This is a genomic window from Shewanella gaetbuli (assembly GCF_023284065.1).
Lineage (GTDB): Bacteria > Pseudomonadota > Gammaproteobacteria > Enterobacterales > Shewanellaceae > Shewanella > Shewanella gaetbuli.
Window position 1 is genome coordinate 435822 of sequence record NZ_JAKIKP010000002.1, and the last position, 12869, is coordinate 448690.

At 43.0% G+C, this 12869-nt stretch carries 7 protein-coding genes and 1 riboswitch; of the genes, 4 read left to right on the forward strand and 3 right to left on the reverse strand.

Translation table 11 applies throughout. The features are described 5' to 3' along the window. Positions 1 to 80 precede the first annotated feature (80 nt). Positions 81 to 195: riboswitch (cobalamin riboswitch) on the reverse strand. A gap of 18 nt (positions 196 to 213) precedes the next feature. Continuing rightward, positions 214 to 945: a histidine phosphatase family protein gene (locus L2672_RS04645; RefSeq protein WP_248994660.1), complete on the reverse strand. Its 732-nt coding sequence runs from the start codon at positions 943 to 945 to the stop codon at positions 214 to 216. A 342-nt stretch (positions 946 to 1287) separates the two neighbouring features. Here L2672_RS04645 and metH point away from each other — a divergent pair, with 342 nt between their 5' ends. Then, positions 1288 to 5004: a methionine synthase gene (gene metH / locus L2672_RS04650; RefSeq protein ID WP_248994661.1), complete on the forward strand. Its 3717-nt coding sequence runs from the start codon at positions 1288 to 1290 to the stop codon at positions 5002 to 5004. A gap of 465 nt (positions 5005 to 5469) precedes the next feature. Then, positions 5470 to 5979: a prepilin-type N-terminal cleavage/methylation domain-containing protein gene (locus L2672_RS04655; protein ID WP_248994662.1), complete on the forward strand. Its 510-nt coding sequence runs from the start codon at positions 5470 to 5472 to the stop codon at positions 5977 to 5979. A gap of 87 nt (positions 5980 to 6066) precedes the next feature. On the opposite strand, the gene ggt is transcribed toward L2672_RS04655, so the two are convergent. Beyond that, a complete protein-coding gene (ggt, locus tag L2672_RS04660; RefSeq protein ID WP_248994663.1) occupies positions 6067 to 7794 on the reverse strand; it encodes a gamma-glutamyltransferase in 1728 nt (575 codons plus the stop codon). A gap of 291 nt (positions 7795 to 8085) precedes the next feature. Then, positions 8086 to 9306, reverse strand: coding sequence for a M24 family metallopeptidase (locus L2672_RS04665; RefSeq protein WP_248994664.1), 1221 nt, complete (start codon positions 9304 to 9306; stop codon positions 8086 to 8088). 229 nt (positions 9307 to 9535) lie between these two features. On the opposite strand from L2672_RS04665, the gene L2672_RS04670 reads away from it, so the two are divergent. Continuing rightward, positions 9536 to 11329: an aminopeptidase P family protein gene (locus L2672_RS04670; protein ID WP_248994665.1), complete on the forward strand. Its 1794-nt coding sequence runs from the start codon at positions 9536 to 9538 to the stop codon at positions 11327 to 11329. Positions 11330 to 11541: 212 nt separating this feature from the next. Then, the gene (locus L2672_RS04675) at positions 11542 to 12843 is read left to right on the forward strand and encodes a DEAD/DEAH box helicase (RefSeq protein ID WP_248994666.1); all 1302 of its coding nucleotides are present in this window, start codon (positions 11542 to 11544) and stop codon (positions 12841 to 12843) included. The last annotated feature ends 26 nt before the right edge of the window (positions 12844 to 12869 follow it).

The window sequence follows — 12869 nt, forward strand, 5'->3', positions numbered from 1 at the left end:
TTGTTGGCCTTATTAAGGCAAAAACAATATGGCACATTATCACGGCACATATACGCTCCACTGAGTAACCCGCTCAGGCGTTAGGTAAAAAGTCACTAGCTGGTATCTGACTTAAAAATACACAATGTATTCTATACAGTTGCGGGCACAGTTCGGGCTTTCCCGATTCCCAATACTAGTCACTTAACAGAATAATTTAATAATTGATGTTTATCATTTAAAACTTGGCATAGGCCAGTTTAATCTACAGCTAATTTGTTGTGCTTTTAATGGCTCAGTCACCACATCATTAGCATCAATAAACACGTCGATTTCAATCAAGGCCCCATAGGGTAAATTAAATTGCTTAAATACGCCACGGGCAAGCTGGTTTTGCGGTGACTTAGCATCGCACTCACTAAAACCATCACCTAGAATATGCCCTAGTACTGAGCGAATAACTCCGCCATGGGTAACAACTAATGCTTTATTAATTGCATCTGGCTTATTGAGATTAGCCGCTTTAGGGGCTGGTAGTAATAACAGCTGTTTTATTATCGCGGCGACACAGGCACTGACTCTATTATCAAAATCAATAAAGTGCTCACCATTTTGAGGGGTGAGTGCTTTATCCCAAGGAGTTGCCCAGTACAGGTCTATTTTATCTGCATAGGTGTCATATAAAGATTGCCAAGATTGACCATCCCAATCACCAAAATCAATTTCTTGTAAACCGTCTAATATCCTTATGGGCAAACGATGCTGTTTTGCGATAAGGTCACTAAATAACGCGCAACGTTTTAAGGGCGAGCTAAAAATAATGCTTGGCAGTTCATTGAGTTCTGTAAAACTATGATGCATTTGCTGAACACCGAGTTCAGACAGGTCAACATCGGTTCTACCCCGTAATATTTCACCGCCTTGGCAGTGACCATGACGCAGAAATAGTAATTGAACATGTTTCATCTATTTCAACCTTGCCCTTAAGATAACAACTCGCGTATTATGGACGTCTATACGTATAAATGTCTAAAAAATTTCTAGTGTCGTCTTCTATCTTTTATCAATAAACACTAGATAATAATATCAATCACGATAAATAAGCTTACAGAAATAGCGTAGGAAAAATGCTTGAGAGCAAGGCAGATTTTTTCGATAAGTAGTTATTCTACAACCCAAAAATCTAACGCCGTTATCGAGTATTTTCACAAACTAAAGTGAAAAGTTATTTATTATTGAAATAAAGACAAAAAAGCAAAAACCCTTGCTGTTAATGACTAACAGCTCTGCAATAAAAGGTAATAGGTTATGGCGAAGTCGACTACTTATAGTCAGGTTCTTGAACAACTTACAGCAACGCTAAAACAGCGCATTATGATTTTAGACGGTGCAATGGGCACCATGATCCAAGACTATAAATTGGAAGAAGCCGATTACCGTGGCGAACGTTTCAAAGACTGGCATTGTGATGTAAAAGGCAATAACGACATGTTAGTGCTGAGCCAACGTCAAATTATTAAAGATATCCACACTAAATATTTGTTAGCCGGTAGCGATATCATTGAAACCAACACCTTTAATGCCACCACCATTGCAATGGCCGATTATGACATGCAGTCATTGTCTGCCGAAATGAACTTAGAAGGTGCACGAGTTGCCCGTGAAGCCGCTGATGAAGTGGCAGCTCAAACCGGTATTCCGCGCTATGTAGCAGGTGTATTAGGCCCCACCAACAGAACCTGCTCTATCAGTCCTGACGTTAACGACCCTAGCTTTCGTAACATCAGTTTTGACGAATTAGTTGACGCCTATGTTGAGTCAGCCACCGCCCTTATTGAAGGCGGGGCAGACATCATTATGGTAGAAACCATATTTGATACCCTTAACGCTAAAGCCGCGTTATTCGCCATCGAGACAGTATTCGACAATATTGGTGCTCGTTTACCGGTAATGATTTCAGGCACTATTACTGACGCGTCAGGGCGTACCTTAACCGGCCAAACAACTGAAGGTTTTTATAATTCATTACGCCACATTAAACCGTTATCTATTGGTCTTAACTGTGCTTTGGGGCCAAAAGAACTGCGCCCCTATGTTGAAGAGTTATCGCGTATTGCTGAATGTTATGTGTCAGCTCACCCTAACGCGGGTTTACCAAATGAATTTGGTGGCTATGACGAAACCCCTGAAGAAATGGCTGAAGTCATTCAAGAGTGGGCACAACAAGGTATGTTGAATATTGTCGGTGGTTGTTGTGGTAGCGCCCCTAGCCATATTAGCACCATTCGCGAGGCGGTAATTAATCACTCGCCAAGACAAATCCCTGACATTCCGGTTGCTTGTCGATTATCTGGGCTTGAACCTCTAACCATTGATGGCGACTCTTTATTTGTCAACGTGGGTGAGCGGGCTAACGTAACTGGCTCGGCTAAATTTTTACGCTTAATTAAAGAAGAAAAATTTGAAGAAGCATTAGACGTTGTGCGTGAGCAAGTCGAAAACGGCGCTCAAATTATTGATGTCAACATGGATGAGGGCATGCTCGACGGCGTTGAGTCGATGAAGAAGTTCTTAAACTTAATTGCCTCTGAGCCTGATATCTCCCGTGTGCCTATCATGATTGACTCTTCTAAATGGGAAGTCATTGAAGCTGGACTTAAATGCGTTCAGGGTAAATCGGTGGTTAACTCCATTTCAATGAAAGAAGGCGAACAAGCTTTTATTGAACAAGCCACCTTAGTTAAACGTTACGGCGCTGCAGCCATTGTGATGGCATTTGATGAAGACGGTCAGGCTGATACCCGCGCCCGTAAAACTGAAATTTGTACCCGAGCCTATCGACTATTAGTTGATGTAGTGGGCTTTCCGCCTGAAGATATTATTTTCGACCCAAATATTTTCGCCATCGCCACCGGTATTGACGAGCACGACAATTATGCGGTCGACTTTATTGAGTCAATTAAAGACATTAAAGCAACCTTACCCTACGCCATGATTTCTGGCGGGGTTTCTAATGTTTCTTTCTCTTTTAGAGGTAATAACCCCGTTCGTGAAGCCATTCACGCGGTATTTTTATACCATGCCATTCAAGCGGGTATGGACATGGGTATTGTTAACGCTGGTCAGCTCGCCATTTATGACGATATTGACCCAGATCTAAAAGAAAAAGTTGAAAACGTAGTGTTAAACCGCCCTTGCCCAGTAGCGGATTCATCGAACACTGAACAACTGCTAGATATTGCCGAAAAATACCGTGGCGACGGCAGCCAAGTGGCGAAAAAAGAAGATTTAGCATGGCGTAGCCTTCCTGTTAATGAGCGTTTATCTCATGCGCTGGTAAAAGGGATTACTGAGTTTATTGACCTAGACACTGAAGAAGCGCGCCAAAATGCCACTCGCCCATTAGATGTCATTGAAGGGCCATTAATGGATGGCATGAATGTGGTGGGTGATTTATTTGGCGCAGGTAAAATGTTCTTGCCGCAGGTGGTTAAATCGGCTCGAGTCATGAAAAAAGCCGTAGCTTACTTAAACCCGTACATTGAAGCCGAAAAAGTAGAAGGCCAGTCTAACGGTAAAATTTTGATGGTAACCGTGAAAGGCGATGTACACGACATTGGTAAAAACATTGTAGGCGTGGTACTCGCGTGTAATGGTTTTGAAGTGTTCGACCTAGGTGTAATGGTGTCGGTTGAGAAAATTCTTGAAGCCGTTAAAGAGCACAATATTGATATTATTGGTATGTCAGGGTTAATTACCCCAAGTCTTGATGAAATGGTGCATAACGTGAAAACCTTCCAACGCGAAGGATTGACCATTCCCGCTATTATTGGCGGCGCAACCTGCTCAAAAATTCATACCGCGGTAAAAATAGCGCCCCATTACCCACATGGTGCTATATACATTGCCGATGCCTCGCGTGCAGTGCCTATGGTAAGCAAGCTAGTTAGCAATGAAACACGCCAAGCAACCATTGATGCAACTTATGCTGAATACGACAACATGCGTGAAAAACGCTTGTCGCAAACTAAGCGTAAAACCATTGTTTCGATTGCCGCCGCCCGTGAAAACCGTTGTCAACATGACTGGCAAAACTATACGCCATACACGCCAAATGTACTAGGGCGCCAAGTATTTGAAGACTACCCATTAACAGATTTAGTGGAACGAATCGACTGGACACCGTTTTTCCGCAGTTGGGAATTACACGGTCATTTCCCTGAAATTTTAGAGGATAAAGTTGTCGGCGAAGAAGCCCGTAAACTGTATGCCGACGGGAAAGCCATGTTAGCAACCATCATCAAAGAAAAATGGTTAACCGCCAAAGGCGTGATCGGTTTATTCCCGGCCAATACCGTTAATCATGATGATATTGAGTTATATACCGACGAGAGCCGTAGCACCGTTGAGATGACCACTCATCATTTAAGAATGCAAATCGAACGTGTGGGTAATGACAATTTCTGCCTCGCAGATTTTGTTGCTCCTAAAGAGTCTGGTGTTGCAGATTACATGGGTGGCTTTGCCGTTACCGCCGGTCATGGAATTGACGAGCATGTCGCCCGTTTTGAAGCTAACCACGATGACTACAATGCCATTATGTTGAAATGTTTAGCTGACCGACTAGCTGAAGCCTTTGCAGAGCGTATGCACGAACGCGTTCGTAAAGAGTTTTGGGGCTATGCCGCAGACGAGCAGCTAGACAACGAAGCATTAATTCGTGAACGCTATAAAGGTATTCGCCCTGCTCCAGGTTATCCAGCTTGCCCAGATCATACTGAAAAAGGCTTACTGTGGGATTTATTAAAACCCGATGAAACCATTGGCCTTAACATTACCGAAAGCTATGCCATGTTCCCCACGGCTGCGGTATCAGGTTGGTATTTCGCTCATCCTAAATCACGTTACTTTGGCGTGACCAATGTGGGTAAAGATCAAGTTGAAGATTACGCCCAGCGTAAAGGCATGACTGTTGCTGAAGCGGAAAAGTGGTTAGCGCCGGTGTTGGATTACGATCCAGAGTAACCGTTAACACCTAACCAAAAGGGGCAGTACACTCAAACAGCGTATTGCCCTTTTTGTTAGATAAATTGCTAGAAAAATTGTTAGTGAATCAGCAAATGCTGAAGCATCTCAGCGGCGTGTATAGTTGAGTCTATGGCTGAGGTAAAGACCTAATTCAATCAACTCAATCAACTCAATCAACTCAATAAGCTCAATCAATAAGTGCCAGCCTCCAAATCTCCACACTCTATAGCCTTGCAGTATCACTCAGGTTAATACTCATTACTGTGGCATCAAGGTTTAAATATAAACATTTTTTAATTTGCGGTTTGGTTAAAAAAGGCGCAACTTCGATTTAGAGCATTAACTCTAAATAAGGATTTTACTCATCTTAATTGTTTATTTTTTAATTTGAATAAAGCGACGCTAGGAGCATTTTATATCAACAATTGAAATCAGCTACCTAAGGTAGCTAAGGTGTCAGCAATGAAAAAACAACGAGGTTTTACGTTAATTGAATTGGTCGTGGTGATTGTTATTCTCGGCATACTTGCCGTAGTTGCAGCGCCAAAGTTTATCAATTTACAAGGTGATGCCCGACTCAGCACATTAGCAGGAATGAAAGGGGCAATTCAAAGTGCCAACTCACTAGTTTACTCTAAGGCCAGCTTGGCTGGAGTCGAAAAAGCCAAACTGAATACTGACTTAGATATTGGAACCGGGCAACCGGTTTACACAGTTTACGGCTATGTTCATGCAACCAACACAGATTTAGAAAACGTATTAAGCACTGAGTTTAATCACGCCACCTCAAGCACAGACCCAACCATAAGTGTTGATAACAATGCGCAATGGACAATTTACACTGACGGGACTGGCGATGCGTATATTTGGCAAAGAGATGCGCCAGCAACTTGCCGACTCACCTACCACGAAGCTAAAAGTACGACTGAACTACCAAGTTATGATTTAACAACTGATCCAACTCAGTGTTAACTGTTTGCCAATCATCTTGCCAAGTTCCATTTCTTGGCAATATGATTGGCAATATCATCTCTTGGCGATATAAAGCATCGTTGATATTTATTTCCCCATAGAGGTAGACGCTCGACGACGGTCACTTGCTCCTATAATCTTGCCATCTTTAAGCTCAATGGCATTTAACCCGCTCACCATTGGCAATATATGTACCGGATACCCTTGCGCCATCAATTCTGGTGCCAGCATTTCTGCAAAGGTCTTTTTCTCTACCAGTAAACCAGTAATGTTTTCTGCTTTAGTTCGGTCAATTTTAGTGCCGTATTGAATATTTGGTAAATCAATGGCTTCTTGAGCGGATAAATTCCAATCTAATACCCCAACTAAGGTTTTTAATACGTACCCCGGAATTTGGGCACTACCCGGTGAACCAACAACCAAGCGCAATTGATTATGCTTGTCTAATACCATTAACGGCGTCATTGCTGAACGAGGGCGTTTCCCTGGGGCTATGGCATTTTGTGCAGGCTTGCCCTCCACCAGCGGTGTATGAGTAAAATTACCCATTTGTGCATTCATAATTAATCCATCAACCATCACTCCAGAGCCCATGCCAGTGCCTACTGTACTGGTCATTGCAATGGCATTGCCTTGCTTATCGACAATGGAAATATGCCCGGTATCTTGCCCTTCAGGAGTGTTATCTAACACAGGTGAAAATGTGCTTAATTCTCCGGCTTGTGGCTGCTTATTTTGTACCCCAGATTGCGGAATAAGTTTTCTACGGGCATCTATATAATCTTTGTTTAACAACGCTTTCATTGGTGCTGCCACGTAATCAGGATCGCCAGCATAGGCAACCCGATCGGCTTGGGTAATTCTCATAGCTTCGGTCATTAAACGCCAAGGTTCTGCACTTGTCATAGACATTGTTGATAGTTTGAATGGCTCTAGCAACGTCAGCGTTTGCGATACCATTAGCCCACCAGAAGCGGGATAGCCAAAAGAAAAAATTTGATTATCGCCATACTGAGATTTCACCACTTGACGTTGTTTAAGGTGATACTGATTAAAATCAGCCATAGACAATTTAGGTTGTTCAGCGGTTAAACGCGCATTAATACTGCTGACAATACGCTCACCTAGCGCGCCTTGATACATATATGCCTCCCCCTGCTTAGCGATCATCGTTAATGTTTTAGCTAAGGCGGGGTTCGTCATCAAAGTGCCAGCAGGCTTAACTTCATCCCCTTGCCAATACAGGGCTTTTATAGCGGGGTCACGGGTAAGCCGGTGTTGTTCACGTACCACAATATCGTAGGTATAACTGTTCATGACATAGCCATTTTGAGCATAATCAATGGCGGGTTGAACTAACTCTGACCAAGGTAAATTGCCATATTGCTGATGCATTTGATAAAGCAGTTTTAACGTACCCGGTATGGCAACAGTACGAGGCCCTAATACCTCATTACCTGCTGTGGCATCTGCTAAAAACATATCTGGTGTGGCACTGGCAGGGGCAGCATCTCGACCGTCTATAGCACTAAAGTTTTTGCTTTTATTATCAAAATATAATGCAAAGGTTCCTCCGCCTAATCCGGTCATATCAGGCTCGACAACGGTCATCACCATTTGCATAGCAACCATTGCATCAACGGCATTACCTTGCTTGTTTAATACCTGATAGCCAGTTTGGGTCACATAAGGGTTAGTCGCACTCACCATAAAAGATTGACCCGTTTGAGACGGTAAAACGGGTAATGAGCTCGCGGGCTCTTTGGCGATACACAACGACGAAAACACACCAAGTAGCAACAAACAAAAACGCATAACACTCTCCACAATATCAATGTCGACCGACAAACAAGCTCAACAAGCTTGATAGTAAAGGGTAACGTGTTTCATTGATGAAGTGGTTGAAATTTGCGCTTTTTTGACCTAAACCACAGTGTTAATAAAACAACCGTAAAACCAAAATAACAAAATAAACTGGATTAAGGACATTGCTTTAAAAACAACACAAAAATTTAACTTCACTGAAATACCGCAAGATATACCGTAATACTTCAGTGAGTTAAGTTATTGCTTAGAGGCAGGCTATTACACAAAAAATAGTGAAAACTAAGCCATGAAATCAAAAGGATCATCTATAGACTTAGCAGGCTGAGTAAACCACTTAGCCCCTTGTTCAGTCATATAAAAATGGTCTTCATGACGCACACCAAACTCACCTGGCACACATAACATAGGCTCATTACTAAAGCACATTCCTGCAGCTAAAGGCGTGCGGTCACTTTTCACTAAATATGGCCATTCATGAATATCTAATCCAATACCATGACCTGTGCGATGCGGTAACCCCGGTACAGCATAACCTGGGCCAAAACCAGCTTGCTCAATAACACTTCTGGCGGCCACATCAACATCGCCACAAGCCACACCAATTTGCGCAGCATTGAACCCCGCTAGCTGAGCCGCTTGCTCAACATTCCATAGTTCACGCTGGCGCTCACTTGGCTCACCAAACACATAAGTGCGAGTAATATCTGAGTTGTAACCGTGTAATTGGCAGCCAGTATCAATTAACACCGTATCATTTTTTGATAAGGCTTTAGGTGACACAACTCCATGAGGATAAGCACTGTCTTCACCAAATAGCACGATACAAAAATAAGAGCCGCTGGCGCCGACTTTCTTATGAGCGGCATTAATGAATTGCGTCACCTCATCTGTGGTAATCCCTTCATAAAGAATGCTTGCAGCCGCTTTGTGTACCGCTAAAGTCATGTTCATTGCTTGCTGAATTAATGCAATTTCAGTGGCTGACTTAATCATCCGGCAACCCGCAGTAACCGCTTTTGCATCCACAAGGGTTAATGTCGGCTGGGCTTTGGCAATACCGTTTGCAATAAAAAATGCTGCAGACTCATCAATACCTAATGTGGCATTAGCAGGATTAATGCCTAAATTAACCAGGCAAGTGTTAACCAATTCATACGGGCTTTCATCTTCATGCCAAGTGTTAACATGGCCTTTTATCACCATAAAACCTTGTAAAGTATCTAATTCAAATGCCGGGGCAATATATTGTAACTCGCCTTTTGCAGGTAAAATAGCGCCCACCATACGCTCACTGGCATACCATTTAGTGCCAGTAAAATAACTTAAATTAGTGCCGGCATTTAAATAAATGGCATCAATATTTTCTGCTTGCATCAATTGCTGTGCTTTGGCAATGCGAGCTTGATATTCATCCAATGAAATCGGTGCAATGCCTTGGGTCATATTGGACAGTTTATCTAATGCTTGTTGCTGCGTTAATCCGCCGATGCCGTTACTCATGAAGGCTCCTAAATTATTGTTATTGTGAAGTGATAAACTCAAAGGCAACCCAAAAACAACGCCGTAAATGGCCTTGGCAGTTTAAGTCCAGAGTTTGAAATTGCATACAATATAAAGTTACAATTTCTCAGGTCAAGTTAAAACATGATAACTTGTCAGCTTGTAAACCTATTCGAGCTTGAGATAATCAAGCCAGTTTCTTTGCCCAACATTTTGGAGCCTTATTTATATGCCACAATCATCGGTTATTTCCCAGCGTTTAAACGCTATTCGCCAGCAGCTCAGCCAACATAATATCGACGCATTTATTATTCCTCGTGCAGATGAGTATTTAGGTGAATACGTTCCGCTTAGAAATGAACGCCTACATTGGGCAACTGGGTTTACTGGTTCTGCGGGGATGGCTATTGTACTTCAAGACTCGGCGGCTATTTTCACTGATGGACGCTATACCGTACAAGTTCGCCAACAAGTCGACGGTGAACTATTTCAATACTTGAGTTTAACCGATGATCCGCAAATTGAGTGGCTTTGCAACACATTGCCTACTGGCAGCAAAGTGGGCATAGACAGTCGACTTCATACCTACGCATGGTATTTACAAGCTAAAGCTGAATTAGACAAAGCGCAAATTGAATTGGTTGATGTTCCACAAAACCCCATCGATGCAAATTGGCAAGACCGCCCACAATTACCCCAACAGCCCTTTACCTTATTTAGCCATCAAAGTGCCGGACGTAATAGCCTTGAAAAGCGCCAGCAAATTGGTGAGTTAATTAGCAAGCAAGGTGCCGATGTCGCGTTAATTGCGGCGCTAGATTCATTTTGCTGGTTATTAAATATTCGTGGTAATGACGTTCCACGCTTACCCGTTATTTTGGGTAACGCCTTGTTGTATAAAAATGGTGACATGACCTTATTTACCGACTTGACCAAAGTACCAGCAGGATTTGCTGAACACGTAGGTACAGGTGTAACAGTAAAAGATGAGTCTGAGCTAGGTGAAGCATTAACAAATTTACAAGGTGTGAAGTTATTAGCCGATCCGCATTCAGCGAATGCTTTTTGTCAGTTACAAGCAAAAACTGGCGGGGCTAAGTTGATTGCAGGTTTAGACCCTGTCGCACTGCCTAAAGCACAAAAAAATGCCGCTGAACTTGAAGGCATGACCGCATGTCATATTCGCGACGGCGTTGCAGTATCAAAATTTTTAGCATGGTTAGACCATCAAGTCGAACAAGGGATAATGCACGATGAAGCACAGCTTGCCGACAAACTAGAAAGCTATCGTTTACAAGATCCTAAGTACCGTGAACCTAGCTTTGACACTATTTCAGCCACCGGTGGCAATGCGGCCATGTGTCATTACAACCACAATAATGGCACCCCAAGTACAATGACCATGAACAGCATTTACTTGGTCGATTCAGGTGCGCAATATATTGACGGCACCACCGATGTCACCCGCACCATCGCTATTGGTGAAGTCACCGATGAGCAGAAAAAGATGGTCACTTTAGTGCTAAAAGGTCATATCGCCCTTGATTTAGCCCGCTTCCCTAAAGGCACGTCAGGTCAACAACTTGATGCATTGGCCCGTCAATATTTATGGCAACATGGTTTTGATTATGACCATGGCACAGGTCATGGTGTTGGCCACTTTTTAAGTGTTCATGAAGGTCCACAGCGTATCGGTAAAAACGTCAATAACGTGCCGCTACTGCCCGGCATGGTGTTATCAAATGAGCCAGGCTACTACCGCGCCAACGAGTTTGGTATTCGCCTTGAAAACCTTGTGGTCATTAAACCTTGCCAAGCATTAGCTGGCAGCGAGCGAGAAATGTACCAGTTTGATGCGTTAACACTCATTCCTATGGATGCAAGGTTAATTGACAAGTCGTTATTAACCACCGCTGAGATAAACTGGTTTAATCAATACCACGCCAAAGTTCAACAAACGTTAGCACCTTATATGCAAGGTGATGATTTAGCTTGGTTAAACAAGGTAACACAAGCCATTTAAAGTATAATTACACTTCACTAAAAACGGCGTTCACTATATGAGCGCCGTTTTTTGTTACTGCAATTATTTGATAAAGTGCAACAAGTATACAAACTTAAGCAAAAAATTTGCTATACTCCGCGCCCGAGAAAAAATAGCCAGCTCACGCCATCAGTTGGCTACAATGAAACTCAACCCATTTTAACTTGATGCTTAATTAGGAAACTGAAACCATGAAATTCGAATCTTTTAGCTTCGCACCTGAAATACTACGCGCGATCGCTGAATGCGGTTATCAGGCAATGACACCAATTCAGCGTCAAGCTATTCCAGCCATTCGTCGTGGTTCAGATGTGTTAGCCAGCGCCCAAACCGGTACAGGTAAAACAGCTGCGTTTGCTTTACCCATTTTGCAAAAAATGATGGAAAAGCCTAAAGAGGTTATCGCATCCAATACCCGCGCCTTAATTTTAACCCCAACCAGAGAACTGGCTGCGCAGGTTGCCGACAATATTAGCGCCTACGGTAAACACATGAACCTTAACGTGCTAACTATTTATGGTGGGGTAAAAATGGATACCCAAGCCGTTAAATTAAAGCGCGGTGCCGATGTTATTGTGGCAACCCCAGGGCGCTTACTCGAGCATATTTTATCGTGCAATTTAAGCTTATCGCATGTGGACTTTTTAGTATTAGATGAAGCGGACCGCATGTTAGATATGGGCTTTAGCGCCGATATTGCTAAAATTTTGCAAGCGGTAAATAAGAATCGTCAAAACTTGTTGTTTTCAGCCACCTTCTCAAATGCGGTTAAAAAGCTCGCTAACGAGATGCTTGAAAAACCAAAAGTGATTGCAGCCAATGACCAAAACAGCACCGCAGACACCATCAGCCAAGTTATTTACCCCGTAGAGCAACGCCGTAAGCGTGAATTATTATCTGAGCTGATTGGCACTAAAAACTGGCATAAAGTGTTAGTGTTCAGTGCCACACGTGAAGACTGTGACCACTTAGTAAAAGAACTCAACTTAGACGGAATTACCTCTGCCGTAGTTCACGGTGAAAAAGGCCAAGGTAGCCGTCGCCGAGCACTCCGTGAGTTTATGGAAGGTAAAGTTCGAGTACTAGTGTCAACCGAAGTTGCAGCCCGCGGCTTAGATATTCCAGACTTAGAATATGTGGTTAATTATGACCTACCGTTTTTAGCAGAAGATTACGTTCACCGTATTGGCCGCACTGGTCGTGCGGGTAAAAGCGGGGTAGCCATTTCATTTGTGAGCCGTGAAGAAGAACGCACCTTGGCTGATATTGAAAAATTAATTGGCCAAAAAATTCGCCGTATCACCGTACCAGGCTATGAAGTTAGCAACCGTGAGTTATTACTAAAGCAAATTCAAAAGCGCCGCAGTTTCGCTAAAAACAAACAACGTAGCGACGGTGCTAGTGCACAAATGATTGCCGAGAAAAGCATGCAAGGCCGCCGCGTAACCGTTGGAAAATCAAAAGATGGCGTAAAGTATAAAAAGATTAAATAATATATTTAATCCATCAAAAAGGCCGC